This window comes from Microcoleus sp. FACHB-831, from assembly GCF_014695585.1.
Classification (GTDB): Bacteria; Cyanobacteriota; Cyanobacteriia; order Cyanobacteriales; family FACHB-T130; genus FACHB-831.
Genome location: NZ_JACJON010000023.1, coordinates 31,217 through 57,115 on the forward strand (window position 1 = coordinate 31,217; position 25,899 = coordinate 57,115).

Sequence of the window (25,899 nt, forward strand, 5' to 3'; positions counted from 1 at the left end):
AAGGCTCCATTATTCTGGTGCTTAGGCTGTGGTTTGTAATAATGTTGTAGAAAATAGGAATTATCCTAAGCATTGGCTATAAAAAATTGGTGTTGCTGAAGTTAGATATAACTTGAGGTTTTAATGCTAGAATTCGTGTTCTAAAACATCCTACCTCTCGCTAACACCAAATTTTTACTATGGTGAACCGAACGTAATTGACCGCTCATCTTGCTACTATCTTTAAAGCAAATGAAATCAGGCTGAGAAAGGTCAAAAAACCGACTGCATCTAGCATGGTAGTTAGTAGCGGCCCGCTAATTAGCGCCGGATCTAGCTTTAATCGCTTCAAACCCATTGGCAGTAACGTTCCCAGTGCGGCGGCTATGAACACATTCACACACATCACGAGTGCTGCCACGATCGCTACCCATCGCTCGTTAGCAGGCGACCAAATTAAAGACAGGATACCCAACGACAAGCCCAATGCCACGGCTGTACCCACCCCAGCTAGGAGTTCCTTGCGGAGAATTTGTGGTGTATCAGCAGGAGTTACTTCGCCGACACCCAGCCCGCGCACTGTTACAGATAAAGCCTGAATGGCGACATTACCGCTGGCGTTGGACAAAATTGGCATGATCACGGCTAGGACGGGGACAACTGAAATCACGCCTTGAAAGGGCGCGATCGCACTTGCGGCTGCAATGTACAAACCAATATTCCCGACCAGCCAAGGCAGACGCTTGCGGATTGTCACTAATGGAGGAGACAAAGCTGCTTCGTCGCCGCCGCTGACGCCAGCCAGTTTCTGAATATCTTCAGTTGCTTCCTCTTCTAAAATGTCCACCACGTCATCAATGGTGATAATGCCCACTAGCCGATCTTCTCGATCGACTACAGGAAGGGCTATCAAGTCATAGCGCTTCATTGTTTGGGCAGCTTCTTCTTGGGGAGTTTCGGTATAAGCTTTGACGACGCGATCGCTAGCAATATCCCGAATCAGAACATCAGGAATCGTAAACAGCAATTGCCTCAACGAAACTACCTGCACTAACTTGCGGTTGTTGTCGGTGACGTAGGCGTAGTAAATCGTTTCCTTATCTCGGTCGGAGAGGCGGATTTTGCTCAAAGCTTCTCCTACCGTCAATCCCTCGCGCAGGCGCACGTATTCTGTTGTCATCACGCGCCCTGTCGTGCCTTCTGGATAACCCAAAATCATCGACGTTGCCTGTCGTTCAGTCGGGCTGAGTTGCTGCACCAGCCGCTTGACTATCCCAGCAGGCAACTCATCAAACAATTCTGCCCTGTCATCAGGGCGCATAGATTCAACAATCTGGCAAACCTGGGTGTCGTGAAGCGAACCAATTAGCTCTTCCTGCACTTCAGGCGGTAGATACTCAAATACGTCAATCGCCTGATCTTTTTTGAGCAAGCGAAAAGCGATCGCCCGCCGTTCTGCGGGCAGTTCAGCAATGTAATCCCCTACATCTACAGCGGGTATGCGATTCAGTTCCGACTTCAACTGGTTTAAATCGCCAATATCCGACAGCGCAACACGTCCTTCTTGGGTGAGCATCAAACCTCCTAGTCTCCCCTAACCGGGAGATTAGATGCCCGGTTAGAGGAGTTTACTACTGTCAGGGAATGGACTTTGGTCCATAGAATCTTTAGAAATCAACACTGATATTAGCTAGGAATACCAGTAAATCTATGCTAGCCCCTGAAGGTGCAATCCACAATCATGATTTGTTCGGTACAAGTCACTCTAAATCCAGATTTCACCAGTTATGAACCATATTCAAAAATATCTTGCAACCGTAGCACTTGCCGCTACTGTCGTTAGTCTTAGTAGTTGTACTTCTCCAGCAGATAACCGCCAAGTTGAAGCGGCGCTAGATACTCCTAATCAGCCTGCTCCTGCTGTCACAACACCAGGAGTAATTCCGCCTTCAAAGACTGCTGGGAATATTGCAGCTTCTATAGCTGCGGACAAAAACACAGTCACAGTAACTATCTATAAACCAGATAATCAATGCCAAGATCTGGTGGCAGAAAAAGTAGCCGTTCCATCTGCGCGTACCGTAGAAGCGGCGGTGGGTAGAGTCATTGAGGATCGAGCCAACTCAGATTTTAATCTTGCTGGGTATCGCGTCAGCGTTAATTCACAAACTGGTGTAGCTACAGTTGATATGCGCGTATCGGGTAATTCTAGACGCCAATTTGTCTCTTTGTCTTCGTGCGAACAGTTTGCTCTCTTTGGTAGCTTGCGGAAAACTTTAACCAGTAACTCGCAATGGAAGATTAAAGATGTTCGTTTCACCGAGCAAGGGGAAGAAATTTACCTCTAAAGCTTAGAGACAGAAGGACACTTATTCAAATACCATCGCAGGGGTAAATCAGCCCCCTGCGATAAGCCAATCCTAGTAGTTTGTACAATGTCTGCTTGAAATTGCTCTAGCCTATGTTCCAGCCATAGGGGGTTCCCCTGTTGCAATACAAGTGCATTCAAACTCAAGTCAATTTGCAGAACTTGGCAGAGTTTACCCGGTCCAGCGGCAATTCTATGCACTTTCGACGCTGGAGGTTGGTCAATCCAAGGCGGTACTGATTCTAGCTGCAAGGCACGAATTAAAACTGCGCTGGGAACTCCTTCGCTGTCCGTGACAATATTAAGGCAGCGATACAAACCATATATTAAATAGACATAACTTCTTCCGGCTGGCCCAAACATCACCTCATTGCGCCTTGTGCGTCGTCGGTAGGCGTGACAAGCTGGATCGTCTGGCCCGTAGGCTTCTGTTTCCACAATTATTCCGCGAACAATCTCGCCATTGGGCAGCAAGCGCACTAACGTGCAGCCTATAAGATCTGGCGCTACTAAGGTTGATGGACGCGCCAGCCAATTAGGTTCTACAATCTGAGTAAATTTGCTAAAATTCATCAGTAAATATACCCAAATTAAACTCTACCTTCCTAAAAAACAATGGATGTCAAGCTAGCTTTAGCAATATTAACAGTTGTGTTTACTGTCTCGTGCCTGTTCTTTGGCACTAAAAATGGATTCTACGATTCTGACAACTATCATGGGAACGGTTCTGCCCACTAAAAGCGATTAGCAATTAGGAATTTGGCAATAGAGTTATGAGTAAACTTACGAATAACTCGTAAGACTTATTAATTCAAAACTCCCTCCACTCCCCATGCCCCATTCGCGAGTCCCCAAGGATGAGTCAACGTCCCCCAGCACACTCTCAGGCTAGTGAAGAGTTAGCGTGTTTCCCCTATGGCGCAGGTCATGGGGATGAAGGAGTGTGCTTGTTGGTGAGGATGGGGCGACACCGCATTCTGCTTGACTGTGGGTTAGCAGACATTTCGCCATTGCTGGTAGAGGGGAAACCACCGGCAGATTTAGTGTTGTGTACTCACGCACACCCGGATCACGCGAGGGGTTTGCTGGCTCTACATCAAGCTTTCCCGCAGTTGCCTATTTACGCCAGCGAAGTGACAACTCAGTTGTTGCCGCTAAATTGGCCGGATATCGAGCCGAAGGATATTATTAGATTCTGTCAGGCGTTGCCTTGGCGATCGCCTGTCGAATTTATTGATGGGCTTTGTGCCGAATTATTCCCCGCGGGACATTTGCCTGGAGCAGCAGCGATTCAGTTGACTTACACTGCTCCTCACCGCTCTTACACCATACTTTATACTGGCGACTTTTTCCTCTCTAACTCGCGGCTGGTGGAGGGATTGCCCCTAGAAGCTTTGCGGGGTCTGGAGCCAGACGTGCTGATCGTTGAGGGCAGTTATGGCACGGCTCGCCACCCCCATCGTCGTCAACAAGAAAACAGCCTGGTGGATCGGATAAACCTGGCGATCGCTCAACAGCAATCCGTCTTGCTACCAGTGCCAACTTTGGGTCTGGGTCAAGAACTTCTGATGCTCCTGCGGAGCCATCACCTCTTCACTGGCCGCGACTTGGATATCTGGGTAGATGGCACAGTGGCGGGCGGCTGCGATGCTTACTTGGAACTACTGCCCCACCTGCCTACTTCTGTACAGAACTTTGCTCGACATCAACCCCTGTTTTGGGATGCTCGCGTGCGCCCCCGGATGCGCCGTTTGCCGCCAGAACAACGCGGCTCTGTTGGTCGCTCTCCTTGCATCGTCCTTACCGATAGAGCAGTTGATTGGCGAGAATACTGGCAGCCTGATGCTAATGCTTGGGTCTTATTACTCCCTCAAACACCAGGATACCCCGTCAGAACTCAGGACTTAGGGCTGGCCAGCGTGGAAACCTATTTGCTGGCTCAACATTCCGATGGCCTGGGAACAACGCAACTGATTCATAATTTGCGTCCCCAGCACGTAATTTTTATTCACGGTTCTCCGACTTACTTAGGAGACCTGACTGGTTTGGAGGAGTTGCAAAACCGCTACCACTTGCATTCTCCCACAACCCAAACCTTGGTAGAGCTGCCAATTGGCGAAACGTTTGTTCAACCTGCGGCACCAACTGAAACCAACTACGAAGGGGAGCTTACTGAGCTGGGAACGGTAGTGACTATTACGCTACCAGAAGCGATCGCTGCCGATCCTCGCTGGAACCATTTTGCAGATACTGGGTTAGTAGAAGCTCGTTGGCAGGGTGAGGAACTGGTGTTGCGCGGGTTATCCCAACGCGAATTACTAAGTCAGGGGGGCAACACCAGAATCCCTGCTGATATCGAATGCTGTGGCAACTGTCGTCACCAAAGGGGGCAGCGGTGTTGGAATCCAGATTCTCCTCTGTATGGCTTTAAAGTCACGCCAGAAGGTTACTGTCCCGTATTTCAACCCGCTCACGGGACGGAGTGAGCGATCGCCATAGAGTACCGAGCTAAAAGTTAGGAGTTATGAGAAAATTTCTAAACTCATAACTTCTAACTCTGCTACTCCTCTAATCTCTAGTCCCGCCATCTTCTGGGGAACGAGGGCGAATTTGTTCTGCTTCTGGGCAATCATCAGAGACGAGAGGTTCAGCATTGCCTCTAGGTACTGATGCCAGCTTCGTCTGAACCGCGCCAATGCTTTCTAAGCGCAGCATTTCTTCCCAAGAACAGGCTTCATCTTCTTCGTCGGTCTCGTAGCGTAGGGTAACTAAATCTCCTTCAATGTCGATGATGCGAGCGCGTTCTATCCAACGTTGCTGATCCCGCAAGAAAATACAGACCTCACGACCATCGCAACAGAGTTGATAAATCTTGCGGTGTAGCATAGGTTGCTTCTCCTATATAACTGTTCTAATGCTTTTGAACCTACCGCCCCCTGATGGGGTATACGGCTTAGATCTAACTTGACGGGGGTGGGTTCCCGTGATTTTACCTGTCTCAAAGTGAGATCTCTAGATAATCTTGCCGATTTAATCTCACAGTTTAGCTGGAATTGAGCGGCATTTAAGGTAGTAATTTCACGATACCAACGACTGTTACTTTTAAACCAAGTCATCCTCGCGCACAAGGCTTTTAACGATGTTACTCGTACTCGCAAGCTTTGTTGAAGGATAGAGCAGACATGGTATGTCGTCGGCGGCGCGAGCAAATTTTTGCATTTTTTCAGGAGCGGTTATGAAACGTCTGGGAAACTTGCACGCAGGTAATGGCGCGGTAAGTTGGAGCTTTGCCGTTGAGTTGGTGGGGCACTACCCTTGAAGCGGGCATGCAGGGAGCCTGTAAACCGAAGCACCGATGATGATTTAGCCATTGAATAATGGTAGCTTTCGGGGTAGCTAATCTTTGAGAACTCAGGGTTTTTCCCCGCGAATAAGTCCTGTAATAATATTTTAATCTAAAAATTTTGCCCCCAACGCGATCGCTGGGGGCATTGTTAAAATCAAAATTTTTATTATTAATACTTCTCTTTGATGCTAGTTCTCTCTGCCCGCTACAAACTTGGCGCCTTATGCCGCTATGAGCTGGCGCTTGGGGGTTCGAGTAGCCCAAAGTAATGTTAGCGAGTGCTGTGACTCAATACCTGCGTATCGCTCCCACCCGCCTCTCGTTGAATTTCGCCCGTCTTCACTGCCTCGCAGAGGGTATCTAAGGCATCTAAATCGGCTGAATGGTAGCCTTTATACGCCAGTACCTGGCGTATCAAACCTTCTGAGGCCACGCTGAAGCAACCCGTTTGGAAAGCAGACTTCACAAGTGCGCGAATCATAACTAGCAGAGCATCCTTTAATAGTTTTCTATTCTACTATGAAATAATTCTCAAACCTAGAAACTGATTGAAATCAGCCAATAAGTGTGATTGTGCTGCAAATGCACCTGTGATCTTTATCACAGATGTAGAAATCTAGCCTATGCGTAACAAAGAAATATTTTTCTCTTACCGACAGACAGCAGCAGCGAGTTTTGGTGTTTGAGGCCGGGGGTAGACACAAGAGATACTTATGTCCTTAAGCACAGCATAAAAGATTAAGTATTAAAAATCTGTAAAGCTGAGCGGGGGAGTTGAATAAAATTCTGTTAAAGTTCGAGACAACTGAAAGTAACCCAGCGAGTAAAAACAACAGCCGTGGAAGCGATCGCCGTTCGCGAACAGCAATACAAAACCTACATCCTCTCAGATGTTGCCGCCCAGGCGCAGCTAGAAGTCGTCCCAGAGCGCGGTGGCATCATTACACAATGGCGGATTCGCGATCGCGAAATCCTATATCTAGATGCAGAAAGATTTGCCAATCCAGAATTAAGCGTGCGGGGCGGAATTCCCATTCTGTTTCCCATCTGCGGCAACTTACCTGAAAATACCTACACCCATCAAGGCAGACAATACACCCTCAAGCAACACGGCTTTGCCCGCGACCTGCCTTGGGAAGTCACCGACACAACTACGGCTGACCCGATTAGCATTACCCTCGTACTCAACAGCAACGATCGAACCCGTGCCCTTTATCCATTTGATTTCCAAGTAGCCTTCACCTACCAACTTAAGGGCAACACCCTAGAAATTCGGCAACGGTACACCAACCAGTCGGCTGAACCGATGCCTTTTTCAACTGGTTTGCATCCCTACTTTGTTTCTTCCGACAAGACACAGCTAAAGTTTGATATCCCATCCGACCAATACGCAGACCAGCGCACCAAAACAACCCATTTTTTCAACGGCGACTTTGACTTCAACAGCGATGAAATTGACGCTGCTTTTCTTAATGTTTCTAGCCAGTCGGCAAACGTAACCGACGCTAGCCGCCAGTTGCAGCTAACACTCAGTTACGACGAAAGCTATTCGATCGTAGTTTTCTGGACAGTTAAGGGCAAAGACTTTTACTGCCTAGAGCCTTGGAGTGCCCCTCGTAACGCGCTCAACAGTGGCGATCGCTTGATTTACCTAGATCCTGGAGCTAGTTGCGAAACACGAGTTTGCCTGAGTGCAACTTTCTTCTGAAAAGTGCTTGCATATTTTTAGAGAGCTGTGTTAAGGTTGTAAACGTTGCAAAAACGCAGCGAACGGGTCGCTAACTCAACGGTAGAGTACTCGGCTTTTAACCGAATAGTTCCGGGTTCGAATCCCGGGCGACCCATAAAATTCCGGCCTCCGGATTCAATAAAAAATTAAACCAGCCCGTTTTCTGGCCACAGAGCGGGTTTTTTAAGCATCAAAACAGTGGCAGGGGCTTACCCGAAAACTTGTTGACGTATGGGCGATCCCCAATTTTCCGCAAACAATACGCTATGGGGCGAAAAGTATCTTAAGATTATTGTAATAATTTTGCCCGTCCAGAACAAACTAACTGACAACCAGTTAATAGGAGTATCAGATATGGCGCTCGTACCAATGCGGCTGCTTTTGGATCACGCGGCTGAGAACAATTACGGCATCCCAGCTTACAACGTCAACAACATGGAGCAGATCCAAGCCATCATGCAGGCTGCCCATGAGACAAACAGCCCGGTGATTCTGCAAGCTTCTCGTGGCGCTCGTAAGTATGCTGGCGAAAATTTCCTGCGCCACCTGATTTTGGCAGCGGTGGAAACCTACCCCCACATCCCCATTGTCATGCACCAAGATCATGGCAATGAACCAGCCACCTGCTACTCTGCTATCCGCAACGGCTTCACCAGCGTGATGATGGACGGTTCCCTAGAAGCCGATGCCAAGACTCCAGCTACCTTCGAGTACAACGTCAACGTCACCCGCGAAGTGGTGAAAGTTGCCCACTCGATCGGTGCCAGCGTTGAAGGCGAACTTGGCTGCTTGGGTTCTCTGGAAACTGGTATGGGTGAAGCTGAAGACGGTCACGGTGCTGAAGGCGTTCTTTCGCACGACCAACTACTGACCGACCCAGACGAAGCTGTTGCCTTCGTTGAGCAAACCCAGGTAGATGCTTTGGCAGTTGCCATCGGCACCAGTCACGGCGCTTACAAGTTCACCCGTAAGCCGACCGGAGAAATCCTGGCTATCAGCCGCATTGAAGAAATTCACCGCCGCCTGCCCAACACCCACTTGGTTATGCACGGTTCCTCGTCTGTACCAGAAGATTTGCTCGCCCTGATTAACCAGTACGGCGGTACAATCCCCGAAACCTACGGCGTGCCTGTTGAAGAAATTCAGAAGGGTATTCAGAGCGGCGTCCGCAAAATCAACATTGACACCGATAACCGCTTGGCAATCACCGCTGCTGTGCGGGAAGCGCTAGCCAAAGATACTAAGGAGTTTGACCCCCGTCACTTCTTGAAGCCTTCCATTAAGTATATGCAGAAGGTTTGTTCAGACCGCTACAACTCTTTTGGCACTGCTGGTAATGGTACCAAGATCAAGCAGATGTCTTTGGATGAGTATGCTGCTAAGTATGCCAAGGGCGATTTGAACGCTGTCACCAAGAAGGCTGTTACTGCCTAATTCACACAAAAGGTAAGGAGGGCGTATTGTTCGCCCCCCAAGCTTTCCGGGTAGCTGTTAGTGCTGCCCGGTTTTTTATTGGTTGATGGTTCAGCAATCAACGCTAAACAAAAACCCTATGTTGCAGGGAGGGCATTTGGCGGCGCACTTGTTCTAGACGGGCGGGGTTAATTTCTGCGATCGCCACTCCTGGCGCATCCCCAGCATCAGCTAAAATTACGCCCCAAGGGTCAATAATCATCGCGTGTCCGTGAGTCTGGCGCAGGGCGTAGTGTCGGCCAGTCTGCGCTGGAGCGATGACGTAGCAGGTGTTTTCAATCGCTCTTGCTTGTAGCAGAATTTGCCAGTGGTCTTTCCCGGTGTAGGCGGTAAAGGCAGCGGGGACAAATATGATGTCGGCTCCTTTGTGCGCCAAATGTCGGTAAAGTTCCGGGAAGCGGACATCGTAGCAAACAGAGAGTCCTAACGTACCTAGATTTGCCGAAGGATAGACTGGTGGCAGTTGAGAACCAGCCTGAACGGTAGTAGATTCGCGGTAGGTAATGCCATCGGGCAGGTTGACATCAAATAGGTGGACTTTCTGGTAGCGGGCGAGTTCTTGACCGCTAGGGTCGATTAGCAGAGCCGTATTGTAGACTTTGCCGCTATCGACTGGTACGGGGAAGCCGCCGCCTAGCAGGGTGACTTGGAAGCGCTGCGCCATTGTTTTGAGAAATTTTTCAGTTTCAAGGGCGATCGCACTAGCTTGTGCGATTTTCTCGTCTTCCATTCCCAAAAATGAGAAATTTTCTGGCAAGCTTACCAACTCGGCACCCTGCCGCACGGCAAGATCGATCAGTTCTTCTGCCTGAGCCAGGTTTTTTTCCACGTCAGGCAGACTGGTCATTTGAATAGCAGCAGCGAGATAAGACTTCATAGATTTGGCTAATCGTGCGGTACAGACAATCACAATATATTTTTCCCCAGGAAGAAGCGTAACGCTCACCAATATCCGTTTGTATGGAGGGGAGAGTAGGTGAGAGAAGTGCCTCGCGTTACGGGGCATAGCTCCTACTTATAGGGGATAGGTTAGCACGGCTTTGCATCCTTAGCGCATTGCCAACTTGACGCCTTGCGACACAAAACGTAATAAAATATATCGTAGTGCGATCGCACTACGATTAAATTTCTTTCTTTAGAAAGATATCGCGTAAAGTTATCCGGAACTGTGACACAAATCATTGTAGTCTTCGTCTACAACTATGGAATGTAGCAATTCGTATCTTATGGGGGTAAGTAAAATGTGTCGGATTCGTGAAATCGTTGAACAAGCTTTGGCTAGTGGTTATCTGACGGTTAAGGCAGAAGATCAGTTGCGTCAGCGTTTGCAGAGCAAGTATGACTTTGAAGACTTCCAGGCTTTCATCACCTTACAGAAAGAGGCGATGGAAGGTAGGGTAAAGCAGGAGTCTCGCGAGTTGCTGCATGCTAGAACTCTTTCTGCGGTAGGTTAATGCGCGATCTCACGTTACGATGCGCGATCGCGCACGCTAGTTATATTTCAGCAGAACAATTGCATACTCGCTACGACACATAAAAGCGATCGCATTGCGCTACAACACATAAGAGCGATCGCCAGTTAGCTGCGCCTAGAATTTAGATAAATGTAATGCCCGACACAGACGCTAGCAGCGAATTTAGCATCGCTAGTTAAATTTTTTCATTAGTAGGGTGGGCAATGCCCACTCACAAATTAACTGCAAACATTGGGATACTCTAATTTTAGTGAAAAATTCGATAATTGCTGAAGCTGAATTAGAAGAGCAAATTAGGTAAAATTGGCAAAATAGTTGCTAAATATAGAGCAAAATAAATCAGAAGAAATTGCCAGTAATGTCGAGTCAAACTGGGTAAATTGTATATATATTTCTATAGTCAATATAAATGCGATCGCACCCTTAAAAACGCTCGCAATCCTATATTTAAAATCGCCATAACTCGGCACTAACCAAAATATTATCAAAGGCGATCGCACGCTTTAAACTATGAAAATTAAAACAGATTGCGCCGCGCTAATCACATAACAGCGACGTTACTGGCTAAGGCTATTTTGTCAAGCCTATAATTAGATAAATTCGATAATCGCGGAGATTCGGCAAATGCTTAGGGGAATTTGGCGGCGGTTGGTTCGATTCCTGCGGCGGTTGTTGGGTATTCGGGGAGATAATGCGGTAAAAATTGAAAGACTGAGCGATCGCGAATATGAACAGTTGTTCGCTAATCTTCTAACTGGAGTAAGTCAGAATTGGAATCAGTCGCAGATATTGCAACATTTGGGAGATCGAGTAAACGATCGCTTCTTCAAAAATTGGCTGCGTGAATATGGAAGAAAATTGCGGCAATTGCCAGATGCAGATCATCAGCTAGCGTGGCGGATGGTGAATTTGAGTCGTGTGGGTTGTGGGGAAGTTGGCGAAATTGCTGCTGATATTGGTAGAGATTTGTTAGCGAAACCAGTTGGGAAAAGCGGGCAAGATGCAAAGTCTATAAGAGAAGATACAAACCGCAGAGGCGCAGAGGAAGCAGAGGAAAGAGAGGATAGAGAGAATATCTTTAACTTGGAATCTCAAGATGCAGAAGTATGGTTTGATCGAGGCAACGATCAATATAGGGCGGGGAATCTTATAGGGGCGATCGCCTCTTACGATCGAGCTATAGAATTCAAACCCGACTTGCACCAAGCTTGGCTTAACCGGGGAAGTGCGTTGGAGAATTTAGGGCGATTTGAAGATGCGATCGCTTCTTCAAATCGAGCTATAGAAATCAAGCCCGACTTCCACGAAGCTTGGTTTAACCGGGGAATTACGTTGGAAAATTTAGGGCGATTTGAAGAAGCGATCGCTTTTTACGATCGAGCTATAGAATTCAAACCCGACTTCCACGAAGCTTGGTTTAACCGGGGAATTGCGTTGGGAAATTTAGGGCGATTTGAAGATGCGATCGCTTCTTTTGATAAAGCTATAGAAGTCAAACACGACATCCACGACACTTGGATTAACCGAGGAGTTGCTGCGGGGAATTCGCGTAACTATAACCCCCAAGCAGCTATGATTTTGCAGATGCAATTCCCCGCTTCTCCATCAGTGATGCTAAATCCGATTCTGGCTCGACGCGGCTATGAAGGAGAGTTGTTGAGTTATCAAGAAGGCTTAAAATATTGCCACGAAGACACCCACCCCGAAGGCTGGGGAAGGTTGCATCAACGTATTGGTGACGCGCACTATTTTGAAGGGGAAGGAAAATCAAATTATCGCGGCTATTGGGATAAAGCTGTAGTTGAGTATAAGCAAGCCCTAATTACTCTTACAGCAGAAGATTTTCCTGAGTTGCATCTCGATGTTTTGCAAGATTTAATTAAACCTCTCTTAGGTTTGGGGCAAACAACTGAAGCAGACGAATTAAGGCGACGCGGTACAGATTTATTGCGGCGTTTGCTGAATGAAAAAAATCGCTCAGAAGATAGTAAAAAACAGCTAGCTCTTAAATTTGCGGGTTTTCAGCAGTTGACGGTTGATATAGCCGTTCAGTCTGGGCAACTCTTGCAGGCGATTGAGTTAGCAGAAGAAGGCAAAAATTCTTGTTTGAGTTGGCTGTTGTCTGCGTGGGGTGATGAGATTCCCAAACCCAATTACTCAGATATTAAACAACTGGCGAATTCCACTACTGCAATAGTTTACTGGCATATTAGCCCAGTCGCGCTGACAACATTTTTGATTGCAAGCGATGCAGAAGAACCCCTCCCCATCCCTGCGCGAAACGGGGAAGGAGAAGAAAGTTTCCAGCTTACCGCCGCTTCGGGGGAATTGAGGGGGGTTAAACAACTAGCAGAGTTTGAAAAATGGGTGAAGGATTGGAATGCAGATTACACCGCTTATCGCAAATCTGAATATAAGCAAGGGGAAGCCACAAACAACTGGCAAGATAAATTGCCCGCTGCGATAAATCGCCTGGGGAAAATCCTCGATATTCCAGCAATTTTATCTGCTTTATCCGCACGCAACAGCATTAGTAATCTGATATTAATTCCTCACCGCGATTTGCACCGCTTCCCCCTGCATACACTGTTTCCAGATAACTTGACTATTACTTATCTTCCCAGCGCCCAAATGGGAATTAATCTGCAATTATCATCAAGCTCCCCAGTGGCGGGGGCAATTTATGAATTTCCCCTACTTAGCGTCGAACATCCCAAAAGTGAAAATAAAGACGGCGAAAAACTTTTACCCCTGCCTTTTGCCGAGATTGAATCTGAAATTATCTGTCGGATGTTCTCCAATACCACCCGCATCGCCGCCACAGAAGCTACTAAAAGTAAATTACAAGATGCGCTGCAACAATCTCACCAAATTTTCCACTTTACAGGGCATGGCAGCTACAATTTTAATAATCCCAAACTCTCTGCTTTGGCGCTTAGTGGAAAAGATAGATTAGCTATAGAAGAAATTCTACCCCTTGCCTTCCCAGATTCTAGCTATCAGTTAGTTAGCCTTTCTGCTTGCGAAACCGCGATTAGTGGCAATCAATCTATTACAACTGAATATGTTGGTTTAGTCAGTGGCTTTCTGCGTTGGGGTGTCGCCCATGTTGTTACTACCTTGTGGACGGTTGAATCAGCCGCCAGCGCTTTAGTAATGATGCAATTCTATCGCTTGCTAGCCACAAATCCACCAGCAGAAGCGCTTGCACAAGCACTGCGCTGGCTGCGAGATTTGACTGTTGAGGATCTAACTAAATTCTATCAAGCGGAACGTGAAAAGCTTCCCGACGATGAGGGAACTATCCGCCCGTTTTTGAGAAGAGAGCTAAAGCAACTTGATAGAATGGAACCAGGGGAGAAACTTTACGACCATCCCTACTATTGGGCGGCGTTTACTATTACTGGCAAAATACCGGAGTTATGATGAAAAACGCTGATGTTATTACTTTAAGATCTTTTCTAATTGCTCTTGCTCAGTTGGATTCGCCGCTACCCCAAGAGCAGCAAGAAAAATTGAATGCGATCGCTCCCAACATTATGGCAAATCTTGGTAAACTGGATGCGATCGCCGAAAGTTATCCCCCACTCGATAAACTGTACCAAGAAGCTGGTATGCCTGAACACGACCATGCCAGAAAACGTAATAAAGCCGATTTACCCACCATCAATTACGCCGCAGAACAACAAAGTACAGAAACTAGCAACACTCTAGTTGCAAAAATTGAAAATCTTGAGGAAGACAAACTTCAGGAGTTGGCTACTAAAGTTTTAGAAAATAACCTCTCCCCAGCCCAAATTGCAGCGCTTCTTGCATCTGGGTATCCTTGCTAATGGATAACATAATTTACCCTACAGTCGATCTATTTCTCTATGACTTGGGAGAAGGTTTAGGACAACCAACTACAAACATCACCTCCAATCGTCGGCGCTTCTGCCAAAAAATTTATCCCGACTTAGAGAAAACCGATGCTAAGGCTTTTTTAGATAAGCTAGAGGAAGCTGAAAAATCAGATAAAGATTTTCTCCCACTAGGAGGTATAGCGCTTGCTTCCGATCTCGATGGGTATTATTATCCTCTACTGCTGCGCGATACTTATGCCCTTCACGTTGACTTTTCTGGCTCCAAAACAAATAAAGAAGATGAACCCCAACCTATCAAAAATTTAGCTGATCTGAAGCAAATAATATTATCTAAAATAGATCCCCAGCCAGACGCAGGGAAATGGCGCGGAACAATTGGTGAAACTTGGCTAATTTGGGGACAACTTACAGATGCTCAACAAAACTCCAAGCAAGTAGCTGAAGAATGCTATAAGCAATTAGCGCCTAAAGCTGAAGGAATTATATCAAAAGCGAACCAACTGCTAGGAGGTACATTATACGAATTCAATCAGCATTCTTCATCTCAAGAAACTTCTCACATCTTAGTCTGGCTATTTCCACCAGGGGAAGACCTAAAATTATTAAAAACAAAAGTAAGCGAGGTTTATTTTGACTTCATCCGCCTGTTTTGCTACCGCAATAAAATTAATTGGGCTTATCGAGAAAGCCGCCAAATTAAAGAAGATCTAAAAGATAAATATCGCTTAGGGCGAGAATCTATTATAAATTTTACCAAACAAACTAATAGCCATAGTTACAGCCTCGACACGCTGCGGGAAAATCTAACTGATAACTTAGACGCAATATCAAATTACACGGATAGCTTAATCCGCCTTAATGCCCAAAGCGTCACAATTAAAGTAAATTTAGATAATTATAGAAAGCGTCTGAAGATGCTAGCCAAAAAAGATGATAACAACCTGCTTAAATCGCTAGCAGAATTTAGAAACTATGCCCTTGAAAAATATTTATCACAGATAGAGTCAGATAGCGCCAACCTTACCCCAGGATTAACACTACTAGAAAACCTCATCCGCACAATTCAAGGCATAATCGACATAGAACAAACTAAGAGCGATCGCGCCTTAAACTATACAATAGCGATCGCCAGCTTCGGATTAGGACTCAGCGGCGTCACAGCAACAATTATCTCAACCCAACTCGCCTCACCCAAAGATCCACCAGAAAAAATTAATCCCATTTCCCAATCTTACGCCTTTGGATGGAGTATAGCACCACTAGCGATCGCGGCAATAATCTGGGGAGTACGTCGTTTCCTTCGTCCCCGCTAAAGTGTGAGATGTCATTTCAGATCCCCGACTTCTTAGAGAAGTCGGGGATCTCGCTACTGCAAATTATTCGGGAATGCTAATTGCGATCGCATCTTTATTTGCGGTTAAAATTCTTGATGAACCGCAAAGACGCCAAGAGCGCGAAGGTAACAGAATATAGAGATTAGGTGCTAAAAGTGCGATCGCATCTTTAATCCCTTCTTCGTCTGCTACCTCTGCGCCTCTGCGGTACAAACTCTTAGCCCCCCTTTAAAAGTGGCGTTGGGGTAATCTCCCCGATAAGTCCAAAATATAAAACATGGACTTGCCAATAATTTACCACCCAGATTACGTCGCCGCACTACCAGAAGGGCATCGATTCCCCATGCCCAAATTTAGCAAACTCCACGATATGTTACTAGCTGATGGAGTCGCTACCCCAGAACAAATTCACGCGCCCGAACCCCCACCCCAACAGTGGATAGAATTAGTCCACACCCCCGAATACGCCCAAGCATACTATCAAGGAACTCTGGACGCCAAAGCACAGCGTCGCATCGGATTGCCTTGGAGTCCCGCACTCGTAAAACGAACTTGTAGGGCGGTAGGCGGTACAATTCTTACAGCCCAACTCGCACTAAATTGCGGTTTAGCTTGCAATACCGCAGGCGGTACTCACCACGCCTTCCCCACTTACGGATCTGGTTTCTGCATTTTCAACGATTTAGCGATTTCTGCCCGCGTTTTGCAACAGCTAAACCTTGTCCAAAAAATCCTTATCGTCGATTTAGATGTCCATCAAGGCGACGGTACTGCTTTTATCTTTCAAGGCGATCGCAGTGTCTTCACTTTCTCCATGCACTGCGAAGTCAACTTCCCTGGAACCAAACAACAAAGCGATCTCGATGTACCCTTACCTGTTGGCATGGAAGACGACGAATACTTGCAAACCTTGGCTAATTACTTACCAGATTTGTTGTCAGAAATCAAGCCAGATTTGGTACTTTACGATGCTGGCGTCGATCCTCATGCAGGCGATCGCTTGGGAAAACTTTCCCTTACCGATACAGGTATATTTCGCCGCGAAATGCAAGTATTAAGTACCTGTCTCGCCGCAGGCTATCCCGTCGCCTGCGTCATTGGCGGTGGTTACGCCGATGACCTTGATTCGCTTGTTTATCGCCACTCATTATTGCACCGCGCCGCCAGTGAAGTTTACCGCCAGTATCGCCTTTAATGCCAGACTATTGACAGAGGGGTTATTTTGTTTCCCCAGATACACTTTATTCTTGATTAATGCTGATTAATCATTGGTAATCGGCGATTTAGCCCCTAGTCCCAAGCCATACTTAGCTGAGGAAAAACTGTGCTTTTATCAAAAGGCTTTGAAATTGAAATGTACACTGGGACGCCGCAGGGTGATATTGTCGGCCTCTCAGATAAGATTGTGGCAGACTTGGATGGATTTGTAACTGAGCCAGATAGCCGCAATGTGGAATATACCACCGCGCCTTTCTGTTGTTATGACAGGTTGCTGTGTGCCCTAGTCCGTCCTCGGCGAGAACTGCGAAAATATTTAACTACTTTGGGAGATTATACGATTCTTCCTGGGAGTACGTTGTCTTTGGGAGGGAGCGATCGCTTCTACCGTTCCGATCCCAACAACCCCTACCACTCCTACATCGAAAACACCTACGGCACAAAGGTAGTCACCGCTAGCGTCCACATCAACGTTGGCATAAGCGATCCCGAAATCCTGATGCGTGCAATTCGCCTGGTTCGCTTAGAAGCACCGCTTTACCTTGCCTTAAGTGCTTCTTCCCCGTTCCTGGATGGCGAAGCTACAGGGTATCACTCGACTCGCTGGGGTCTCTTCCCAAAAACTCCCGCCCACGTGCCCCTGTTTGAAAGTCACGCTCATTTTATCCGGTGGACGGAAGAACAGTTAGTCGCCGGGACGATGCAAAATGTCCGTCACTTGTGGTCGTCGGTGCGCCCAAATGGCAACCGCCGCCCCTACGATCTCAATCGGGTTGAACTTAGGATCTGTGACTTGATGGTAGATCCCGTTGCGTTGCTAGCAGTCATGGCATTGTTGGAGGCGCGTATTACCCAGCTTATCGACGATCCCCGTCTCGATCCCCTGGAAATGAGTCAATTATCTTCAGAAGAATTAATTACTTTGACCGACGAGAATGAAGCTGCTGCCGCACGTCAGAGTTTAGATGCAGTTTTGCGCCACTGGGAAGACGGGAGAGAGATTTTGGCACGAGATTGGATTGGGGAAATTTACCAAGAAGTTTGGGCGATCGCTAAAGCACGGGGCTTCAGTTGCTTCCTCTCGCCCCTGCAAAAACTTTTAAAGGAGGGTAACGCAGCCCAACGTTGGTTAAAATTTTATAACCAAAATTTTGACACCCGCAGTATTATCGTTCAAGCGATCGCGGCAATGGCCGAACAGGAACGAGAACTCGAAGAGAAATTGTGCCAAATGTTGGTAGCCTAATTTTTTTCTCTGAGTGTTTAGTTGAGGAATCAAAATATCTAATCAATCCCTACCAGTTGCACGCTATTAATATAAGTTATATAAGGCATCTGTCTTTAGGTATATTTATGAATGCCTAAAGATTTTTTCATTGGCGATAAGTTTGGGGCAGATCATGTTAAGGGTTGTCTTAGTTAACCCCCTGATTCCGCCAAATACGGGTAATATTGCCCGTACTTGCGCTGCTACGGGGACAGAATTGCATTTAGTGGGGCCGCTGGGTTTTGAAATAAGCGATCGCTATCTGAAACGAGCTGGTTTAGATTACTGGCCTTATGTCAATCTCCACTGTCACGACTCTCTAGAGGATTTTCAAGCGCTGCATCGACTCCAGGGTGGACGATGGATCGGCTTCAGCACTTCTGGAAGTTGTAGTTATATTAAGTTTCAGTTTCAAGCTGGCGACTGGCTGTTATTTGGCAGCGAAACGACTGGCCTGCCCAAACAGGTTTTAGATGCCTGCGATGCAACTGTTCATATTCCCATGTCTGAACCAGGAGTCCGCAGCTTAAATCTTTCCGTCAGCGCCGCAGTGGGTATATTTGAAGCCCGTCGCCAGCTTGGCTATCTGGGATAACAAAACTTAGCGTCCTAAAAGAGCGATTTCTACATCTAGCTTGTGATATAGAAAACCTCCTTAAACCAGGTAGGGCTTTGCGTAATCGGAAATTGTGAATGCTTTCATCAGCCATTAGAGCAATGCACTCTCCTTTGCTCGTTTTATCGTTTGGTATCAATGTATTCCTCTTGGTTTCTTTTATTGTGCCCTCTTACTGAGATATTTCCATCTGGAGACGCGATTTGTTTATAACTTTAAGGTGTTGTTTTATTTAGATCTGATAAGGCTGTTTGGGGTTTCAGCTACAAGAAAATCAAGCAAAATCCATCTGTAATTAGGAGCGATCGCAACTGTATCTCTATATGGATATATAAGGTAGACGAACGTCTTAAAAGCTGCGATTTCCGGAAATTGTAAGGAAAATTGGTTATCCTAAATTTAGCTATCTAGAATACAAAACCCAAGCGCCTTTGATAAGAAATTTATATGAAAAATATGAGCGCCAAAGCTCCAACAAGCGATAGATTTTGATCATCCCAAATCATGGGCTACCAAAAGGCAGAAGCAACCTCAATGCAAGCAATAGCACGATTTTCAGCTGGTTTACGCACTTTTTGCTCGATTCATTTGTATTGCTGATATCAGTGATTCTATGGTTGTTGCTTTAATTACAATCAGCTTAGATTTGCATTTTGGAACGAAGCAGGGTGCGAAAGGCAAAGAACCCAGAGTCTTCTGGAAGTCTTCCGGAGAAATCCATGTTTAGCCAGTATGTTGTTCCCAGGATGCTGGCCGCAACAGTCAAGGTTACATCTCCCACGTATCTTGACAAGAGGCTCGTAACTGACGAAATCAATAAAAATAAGACAGTAGTCATAACTGAGCCATTACTGAATGGAAATTTTTCCAAAACAGTCAAGTAACTTGTCTAAATTAAAAAAGCAAGGTAATCTTGCCTAAGTATCGTAATTGGGAGTGATTTAGATCACTGGTTTGTGTGATTAGTCCCCTTGACTGCTAGAAAAGCAAGATATTCAGGGACAGTTAAGCGCTCGTCATAAGTAGGAGGTCGTTTTTGAAAAGCGAATCTAGGCAGAAGGTTAAATCAGTTCCTTCCTGTGAAGCAGACAATGCAGCAGGCAATGATGCGTTACGCGAGAACTGCAACGGCACAAAGCAGGCAGTCGGAGCTTCAGGTTCGTTGAGGCCAACTTCGACCGATGTTAACCGTCGCGCTCGCAGATCTGCCGCCATGATTGGATTGGCAATTTCAATGGGCGCATCTAGCCTATTGATGCCAGGACAAAGCGATGAAGCAATGGCAGCAGACTCAGCTATCGCCACAGAGCCGACAAGCGCAGCAGTTAGCGCCGCAACGGAAAATGCCGATGTTGTCTCGACACAGCCGAAGGAAGAGTCGTCCGTCGCTGTTGCCTCTCCTTCGCCGCATAGTGAGCCTGTTAGTGCCGCTGTCAATACGCCTCCTGCGGAAGATGCCCCATCTGCCGCGGTAAACACCCCAGAACAGGTGGAGCGCGAATCGGCACAGGTATCGAAACCAAAAGTAATTGAACATGAGGTAAAGCCGGGGCAGACAATTTGGCAAGTATCGCAGAAGTATCAGGTAGAGCCTGCCGCGATCGCTGCTTCCAACAAGCTCAAACAAAGCTCTGTCCTCCCCCCCGGACAGGTACTGAAAGTTCCCTCAGTAAACGGCCTGGTTCACGAAGTTAAACTGGGCGATACCGTCGAGAGCGTATCAAAGTCGTACGGAGTTACCCCGGCTCAGTTACAGCAAGTGCCAGGGACGATATCAAGCGTACTGCCAGAGGGCGAAGCGATCGCCATCCCAGGCAAAGTAAATGACCTTTTAAAGGCAAGACAAGAGGATGCCCGCACGCGATTGCAAGAGAAGCGGGACCGCTTGCAGAACAGTCTGGCGGAGTTGAAGTCTGAGGAGTCTTCTACAAGTCCATTAAATCTGGCGAATCAGCAAAATGGGGCGTCAGCCGTTGCTGAAAAAAATTCAAGTGTCACCATCCCAACTGCTGCCTCTGAAGCAGAAGTGCCGATGGTAACTGCACCACAGTCTATTGGTAGCGTCCCAACACCAACAGTTAGCCCGGTAGCATCGCTGGAATTACCAGTAGCACCGAGCGTGGTAATACCGCCCTCAAAAGCAACGATGCCAACACCGACGGTTATCCCAGTACCGTCGCTGCAAACACCAGCGCCGTCACCATTGGCGATCGCACCAAAACCAGTGCTGGTACCAACACCCGCAGTTAGCCCGGTACCGTCGCTAGAAACACCAGCAGCATCGAGCGTTGTAGTAGCGCCCTCAACAGCAAAGATGCCAACACCGCTGGTTAGCCCAGTACCGTCACCTGCGGCGATCGCTCCAACAACAGCGCCGATACCCAATCTAAATATTGAAGCCGAACAGACACCAAAAGCCTCAGCGACAGCAGAAAAGCCAACTGCAAGCATCGCTGAACCTCAAGTGGCAGTACCGGCAGTAGATTACCAGGTGAAGCTGGGAGATACTCTAGATGAGATTGCCCAATCCTACGGTGTTTCTCGCTCAGAATTGATGCAGGTCAACGGAATCGACAATCCGAATCGGCTTCAAGTCAGTCAACATCTGAGAATCCCGCAACCCAAAGCCACCACTTTAGTTCCCGGCCTAAAAACTACAGCTACAATTGCTGCACTCGGAAAATCTCCGGATGCCCCAGCACCGACTTTAGCTGTTCCTAGTTTGCCAACGAGCAGCAACCTCGTTGTCGCGAAGCCTTCTGTGCTGTCTTTACCCACACCCACTGCGATAAATGCGTTGGCTGAGGGTAAATCGCCCAGCAGCCCCACCTCATTGAGCGCGGGAACTGCTGTGCCCAATTCCACGATGTTGATTGCAAATGATGTAAAACAGTCGGTCAACTCAAAAGCAGGCTCTGATTCTAACCCTTACGTTGACAAATTAAGGGTTGAAATCAACAAGTTACGCGAGCAGTATCAAAATCAGAAGGAAAATAGTGCAGCCAAGCCGCTGAATCTAACGGTTCCTACGGTCAAGCCACCAGTTTCACCTTTATCCAACAATGCTTCTGCATCCTCCGAATACATCAATCCGGAGTTTAATCCCGAAGCATATTACAACGAAGCCAAAGAAGGCGAAAATCAAAAGAAGTTGCGACCTCAGTCGCTCTCTCAACAGGGTCCAATTAAGATCCAGGTTCCAGCTCCCGAAAACCCCAGCCCTAGAACACAGCGTCGAGTTGTTGCTACCTCGCCTGTTGAAACCGACACCTATAACCCGGTGATTAAGATCCCCGTCGGTCAGCCAGTATCTCCAGAACTACCGCCCATTAATGTACCGGATAGCTACTATCCTGATGGAGAACAGGCATTTACAGGCTATATATGGCCTGCTAAAGGTGTCTTAACCTCTGGTTACGGCTGGCGCTGGGGACGGATGCACAAGGGAATTGATATTGCTGCTGGGACGGGCACGCCAATTGTGGCTGCGGGCCCTGGTGTAGTAGTCTATGCCCGCTGGAACTCCGGTGGCTACGGTAATTTGGTAGACATTCGGCATCCTGATGGCACCATGACTCGCTATGGCCACAACAGCCGGATTCTAGTGCGTGAAGGTCAAACGGTTGAGCAGGGTCAAGAAATTGCCTTAATGGGCAGCACAGGACACAGCACTGGGCCACACCTTCACTTTGAAGTACATCCTTCTGGAAAGGGTGCGGTAAACCCAATTGCTCTTCTACCCCGCCGTAGCTAAAGCGTAGGGAAAAATGAAAATAAAAAGGCAAAAGACCATATGGTCTTTTGCCTTTTTATTTTTGTAATTTCTGAAAAGGGGGTAGCAATTTATAAATTAGCTGTGTTAAGCTAATAAAGTAGAAAAAACGGCTCAGTAGCTCAGTTGGTTAGAGCACGGGACTCATAAGCCTGGGGTCGGCAGTTCAAATCTGCCTTGAGCCATTTGAAAAGTATTAAATTAGTATTTTGGATGTTGCCGCTACAACGACCAATAAAACATTAGTCGTTGTAGTGGCGGATTATTTCGGCAACTGACCAAGCTTGCGCGATCGCTCCTTCGGCGTGATGAGGAGCATCTCCATCAAAAATTTCGGAAATAGAGCCTATGCATGCTTGCTCTTGGAAGTGATCGAGCATTGGGTGCCAGTCAAAGGGAACGGGTTGTGAGTCGTAAAAACGTTTCCAAGCACGGATGAATGGGCCGATCAGCCAACTCCAAACAGTGCCTTGATGATAGGCGCGATCGCGATACCAGCGATCGCCAGAATAAGTACCCACATAGTCCGGATCGGCTGGATCTAGACTGCGGAGACCATAGGGGGTAAGCAAGCGATCGCGTGCCACTTGCAAGACCGAACGAGCCAGATCTCCCCTAAACCCACTATGAGTTAGGGAAAGAGCCAAAACCGCATTGGGGCGAATGCTGGCATCAGGTACGTCATCTGGCCCAATTCTGTCGTAAAAGTATCCTAGCGCTGGATTCCAGAATTTTTGCAGCGATCGCTTCACCTGTACTATCTGCTGGGCATACCGCTTTTGCTGGCTAATTAACTTCGTTGAATTCGCCGTTGTTCCAGTGTCGAGCTGTTCAGCCCATATACTTGCCCAACATAAAGCAGAGTACCAGAGGGCGTTAATTTCTATAGCTTTACCCCGTCGGGGCGTCACGGGCTGACCATCAATAACAGCATCCATCCAGGTAATCGCCACACCGGGAGCATCCCAAGTCAGCAATCCATCCGTAGCATCAACGTGGATGTTGTAGCTCGTACCAGTACAGAAATTTTTGTAAATCTGCCGCACTACAGGATATTGCGATGCCAAGAAATCCCAATCCTGCGTTGCTTCCAGGTAAAGTCCAAGGGTCTCAATCCACCACAACGAAGCATCGACACTGTTGTAGATTGGCTGAGAATCCGCATCAGGAAAGGTATTAGGAATTAAACCATTACTGCAATAGCGACCAAACGCTTCCAGCAGTCCCTTGGCTAGAGAAAATCGCCCAGTCGTTAACGCCAATCCTGGTAAAGCAATTAGCGTATCGCGTCCCCAATCGTTAAACCAGTGATAGCCAGCAATTACAGTAGGACTGTTAGCTATGGCGCGGGTTACGATAAATTGATCGCCCGCTCGTAACAACTGCTGCCATATTGATTTTGGATTTTGCTCGTTCCCAGGCTCTGCCTGGGAATGAGATTTTGGATTATTAGATAGTATTTGGGACTCTACTGCTTCGGATTCGTCACCAGCCGCGCCTAATCCCAAATCTTCAGATAGTCGTTGTTGTTCGGCAATTACTGCTTGCTCAAAGTCTTGGGGTTTAAGGTCAGGTTGCCAGGGTTGTGGCAGTCCCACTCGCGCTTCTAGGGTGAGCAAGTCTCCTGGTTGCAGTTTCACGCTGAGGTAGCCAGGGCTGTATAGATCTTCGCGATCGCCCAATCCCCGGCGATTTTCCGCTGGGTAGTAATAATTCCAGTACCAAACTCCATCTGGCTGATAGTCACCAGCAGTCCAGCGCAACTGCCAAGGTGTCCCCGTCCAGCCTGGACGATGTGCTTGCAGCAAAACTTGCTGTTGGCCGACTACAGAAGAGAAGTACAATCCCGATGATGCTGATTGTTGATGGTGAAAGTCGCGATCGCCAATCAGCGGCCTTAACCTTAGAGTAGCTACCTCCGCACCTTCATAACGGTACTGGATTAGTACACGGTTACAAAACTCAGGCTTCGATATCTTGGATGGAGGATTATCAGTTGGGGAAGAGAAAGACTCTGCCCCAGTTTCCCATCCCCAGTTTCCCATCCCATAGGGCATTACCAGTTGTCTGCTCAACTGCCAATTATTGCCACCCCAAATCCAACTAGGGACTGGCTCAATTTCAAAAGAACGTAGCAGTTGATAGCCCAAAGAGTCGATTGCACCCCCCATCCAAAAATTCGTCGAAAGTGCATATAGTTGACCTGCCACCTCTAGGCTTGCATCGACATGAGACAGCAATAGAGTGCGCTGGCTTGGCGGCGATAAAGCAGCTATTAACCAGCCGTGATAAGTGCGAGTACGGGCATCACAAACCGTACCACTCGCAAAACTTCCCAGCCCATTAGTTAGGAGCCACTCGCGCGTATCTAATTTAGCCATTTTTACTCAAACTCGTTATGAGTATGATATATTTGTAACAGTTCGTAAATGAGCATTATTGGTCGGCGGTAAGGCTGCAACTAGATTAACCCCCACCGACGCGAGTCGATGCACAATCAATCAAGGAGAATCCATTAATGCATCAAACAGAATGTATTCGGGTTGGTCAACAAGCACCTGAGTTTACTGCAACAGCGGTTGTAGATCAGGAATTCAAGACCATTAAACTTTCTGACTATCGCGGCAAGTATGTAGTCTTATTTTTCTACCCTCTTGACTTTACATTCGTTTGTCCGACAGAGATCATCGCTTTTAGCGATCGCTACGAAGAATTTCAGAAACTCAACACTGAAGTCCTCGGCGTATCAGTAGACAGCGAATTTTCCCACCTAGCTTGGATTCAGACAGACCGCAAGACAGGCGGCATAGGCGATCTGAATTACCCTCTAGTTTCTGATATCAAGAAAACTATTAGCGCCGCATACAACGTCCTCGATCCCGAAGCTGGAATAGCACTGCGCGGTCTATTCATTATCGACAAAGAAGGAATCATCCAACACGCAACCATCAACAACCTCGCTGTTGGTCGCAACGTCGATGAAACCCTCAGAACCCTAAAAGCATTCCAGTACGTGCAGTCTCACCCCGATGAAGTCTGTCCCGCTGGTTGGCAAGAAGGGGACAAAACAATGGTTCCCGATCCTGTCAAGTCTAAGACTTACTTTGCGGCTGTTTAAATCTAAGTTAGTTTTGTCATTAGCTAGATTTTCTGATTCATCAATTAACTCCTTCGCTGCCAGTAAGCCTGGAATTGTAGTTCCAGGCTACTAGCCAAACTCTATTAAAACTTACATTTTGCACTACTTTCGACAAATTCATCAAACTGACCAAGTTGATAGGCAAATTTGTAAATTAGGCAGCCGAAGAGAGGTAGAAGTCAGCTAAGAAACAAGAATACCTCTCTAAGAGGATGTTTTAAAAGTGGGGGGCTGTTGTAAGAAAACTCACAAGGCTTAAGCTGAAATTTGTAGAAGAATCAGCACCTTGTGAGCAAATGACGCGCAGCATATCCTAGCAA

General features: G+C 47.2%; 21 protein-coding genes and 2 tRNA genes. 16 read left to right on the forward strand and 7 right to left on the reverse strand.

All coding sequences use genetic code 11. From position 1 onward, the window contains the following. Positions 1 to 205 precede the first annotated feature (205 nt). Positions 206 to 1,555 (reverse strand): magnesium transporter, encoded by a 1,350-nt coding sequence (gene mgtE, locus H6F77_RS03175; protein ID WP_190485277.1) that lies wholly within the window; start codon positions 1,553 to 1,555, stop codon positions 206 to 208. A 211-nt stretch (positions 1,556 to 1,766) separates the two neighbouring features. Here mgtE and H6F77_RS03180 point away from each other — a divergent pair, with 211 nt between their 5' ends. Beyond that, positions 1,767 to 2,327 (forward strand): sporulation/spore germination protein, encoded by a 561-nt coding sequence (locus H6F77_RS03180; RefSeq protein ID WP_190485279.1) that lies wholly within the window; start codon positions 1,767 to 1,769, stop codon positions 2,325 to 2,327. Here H6F77_RS03180 and H6F77_RS03185 read toward each other — a convergent pair. Beyond that, positions 2,324 to 2,920 carry a DNA-3-methyladenine glycosylase gene (locus H6F77_RS03185; protein ID WP_190485281.1) on the reverse strand — a complete coding sequence of 199 codons (597 nt, stop codon included), beginning with the start codon at positions 2,918 to 2,920 and terminating at the stop codon, positions 2,324 to 2,326. The two genes, H6F77_RS03180 and H6F77_RS03185, sit on opposite strands and share 4 nt — an antisense overlap. Positions 2,921 to 2,962: 42 nt before the next feature. Between H6F77_RS03185 and H6F77_RS28205 the strand changes: the two genes are divergently transcribed. After that, positions 2,963 to 3,085 carry a DUF8629 family protein gene (locus tag H6F77_RS28205; protein ID WP_255515684.1) on the forward strand — a complete coding sequence of 41 codons (123 nt, stop codon included), beginning with the start codon at positions 2,963 to 2,965 and terminating at the stop codon, positions 3,083 to 3,085. Positions 3,086 to 3,204: 119 nt separating this feature from the next. After that, positions 3,205 to 4,833 carry an MBL fold metallo-hydrolase gene (locus H6F77_RS03190; RefSeq protein ID WP_190485284.1) on the forward strand — a complete coding sequence of 543 codons (1,629 nt, stop codon included), beginning with the start codon at positions 3,205 to 3,207 and terminating at the stop codon, positions 4,831 to 4,833. Between the two features lie 82 nt (positions 4,834 to 4,915). Here H6F77_RS03190 and H6F77_RS03195 read toward each other — a convergent pair whose 3' ends face one another. Continuing rightward, positions 4,916 to 5,233: a DUF6679 family protein gene (locus tag H6F77_RS03195; RefSeq protein WP_190485286.1), complete on the reverse strand. Its 318-nt coding sequence runs from the start codon at positions 5,231 to 5,233 to the stop codon at positions 4,916 to 4,918. Positions 5,234 to 5,964: 731 nt separating this feature from the next. Then, complete coding sequence (locus H6F77_RS03200; protein WP_190485288.1) at positions 5,965 to 6,174, reverse strand: hypothetical protein; 210 nt, start codon at positions 6,172 to 6,174, stop codon at positions 5,965 to 5,967. A 357-nt stretch (positions 6,175 to 6,531) separates the two neighbouring features. On the opposite strand from H6F77_RS03200, the gene H6F77_RS03205 reads away from it, so the two are divergent. From H6F77_RS03205 to fba, 3 genes are all read left to right on the forward strand, one after another. After that, positions 6,532 to 7,401, forward strand: a complete 870-nt coding sequence (locus H6F77_RS03205; RefSeq protein ID WP_190485290.1) for an aldose epimerase family protein — start codon at positions 6,532 to 6,534, stop codon at positions 7,399 to 7,401. A 64-nt stretch (positions 7,402 to 7,465) separates the two neighbouring features. Beyond that, positions 7,466 to 7,537: transfer RNA gene (locus tag H6F77_RS03210), tRNA-Lys, on the forward strand. Between the two features lie 239 nt (positions 7,538 to 7,776). Then, positions 7,777 to 8,856, forward strand: coding sequence for a class II fructose-bisphosphate aldolase (fba, locus tag H6F77_RS03215; RefSeq protein WP_190485292.1), 1,080 nt, complete (start codon positions 7,777 to 7,779; stop codon positions 8,854 to 8,856). Between the two features lie 103 nt (positions 8,857 to 8,959). Here fba and H6F77_RS03220 read toward each other — a convergent pair whose 3' ends face one another. Continuing rightward, complete coding sequence (locus H6F77_RS03220) at positions 8,960 to 9,772, reverse strand: carbon-nitrogen hydrolase family protein (RefSeq protein ID WP_190485317.1); 813 nt, start codon at positions 9,770 to 9,772, stop codon at positions 8,960 to 8,962. 364 nt (positions 9,773 to 10,136) lie between these two features. Between H6F77_RS03220 and H6F77_RS03225 the strand changes: the two genes are divergently transcribed. From H6F77_RS03225 to H6F77_RS03240, 4 genes are all read left to right on the forward strand, one after another. Then, positions 10,137 to 10,349: a hypothetical protein gene (locus H6F77_RS03225; RefSeq protein ID WP_190485294.1), complete on the forward strand. Its 213-nt coding sequence runs from the start codon at positions 10,137 to 10,139 to the stop codon at positions 10,347 to 10,349. A 645-nt stretch (positions 10,350 to 10,994) separates the two neighbouring features. Next, a complete protein-coding gene (locus H6F77_RS03230) occupies positions 10,995 to 13,796 on the forward strand; it encodes a CHAT domain-containing protein (RefSeq protein WP_190485296.1) in 2,802 nt (933 codons plus the stop codon). Then, entirely contained in the window at positions 13,793 to 14,203 is a 411-nt protein-coding gene (locus H6F77_RS03235) for a hypothetical protein (RefSeq protein ID WP_190485298.1), read from the forward strand. Before H6F77_RS03230 ends, H6F77_RS03235 begins: the two co-directional genes overlap by 4 nt. Then, the gene (locus tag H6F77_RS03240) at positions 14,203 to 15,546 is read left to right on the forward strand and encodes a hypothetical protein (RefSeq protein WP_190485299.1); all 1,344 of its coding nucleotides are present in this window, start codon (positions 14,203 to 14,205) and stop codon (positions 15,544 to 15,546) included. The genes H6F77_RS03235 and H6F77_RS03240 overlap by 1 nt, the downstream gene beginning before the upstream one ends. Before the next feature lie 63 nt (positions 15,547 to 15,609). Here the strand turns inward: H6F77_RS03240 and H6F77_RS03245 are convergent, their stop codons facing one another. Next, on the reverse strand, positions 15,610 to 15,780 hold the full coding sequence (locus H6F77_RS03245; RefSeq protein WP_190485300.1) for a hypothetical protein: 171 nt from the start codon (positions 15,778 to 15,780) through the stop codon (positions 15,610 to 15,612). A 64-nt stretch (positions 15,781 to 15,844) separates the two neighbouring features. Here H6F77_RS03245 and H6F77_RS03250 point away from each other — a divergent pair, with 64 nt between their 5' ends. From H6F77_RS03250 to H6F77_RS03270, 5 genes are all read left to right on the forward strand, one after another. Then, positions 15,845 to 16,762: a histone deacetylase family protein gene (locus H6F77_RS03250; RefSeq protein WP_190485301.1), complete on the forward strand. Its 918-nt coding sequence runs from the start codon at positions 15,845 to 15,847 to the stop codon at positions 16,760 to 16,762. A gap of 129 nt (positions 16,763 to 16,891) precedes the next feature. Beyond that, entirely contained in the window at positions 16,892 to 18,031 is a 1,140-nt protein-coding gene (gene gshA, locus H6F77_RS03255) for a glutamate--cysteine ligase (RefSeq protein WP_190485302.1), read from the forward strand. Positions 18,032 to 18,185: 154 nt separating this feature from the next. Continuing rightward, on the forward strand, positions 18,186 to 18,647 hold the full coding sequence (locus H6F77_RS03260; RefSeq protein ID WP_190485303.1) for a tRNA (cytidine(34)-2'-O)-methyltransferase: 462 nt from the start codon (positions 18,186 to 18,188) through the stop codon (positions 18,645 to 18,647). A gap of 1,057 nt (positions 18,648 to 19,704) precedes the next feature. Beyond that, positions 19,705 to 22,422, forward strand: a complete 2,718-nt coding sequence (locus H6F77_RS03265) for a peptidoglycan DD-metalloendopeptidase family protein (RefSeq protein WP_190485304.1) — start codon at positions 19,705 to 19,707, stop codon at positions 22,420 to 22,422. 129 nt (positions 22,423 to 22,551) lie between these two features. Further along, positions 22,552 to 22,625, forward strand: a tRNA-Met gene (locus H6F77_RS03270). Positions 22,626 to 22,682: 57 nt separating this feature from the next. On the opposite strand, the gene H6F77_RS03275 is transcribed toward H6F77_RS03270, so the two are convergent. Then, the gene (locus tag H6F77_RS03275; RefSeq protein WP_190485305.1) at positions 22,683 to 24,821 is read right to left on the reverse strand and encodes an amylo-alpha-1,6-glucosidase; all 2,139 of its coding nucleotides are present in this window, start codon (positions 24,819 to 24,821) and stop codon (positions 22,683 to 22,685) included. Positions 24,822 to 24,958: 137 nt separating this feature from the next. Here H6F77_RS03275 and H6F77_RS03280 point away from each other — a divergent pair, with 137 nt between their 5' ends. Beyond that, the gene (locus tag H6F77_RS03280; protein WP_190485307.1) at positions 24,959 to 25,558 is read left to right on the forward strand and encodes a peroxiredoxin; all 600 of its coding nucleotides are present in this window, start codon (positions 24,959 to 24,961) and stop codon (positions 25,556 to 25,558) included. Positions 25,559 to 25,899 lie beyond the last annotated feature (341 nt).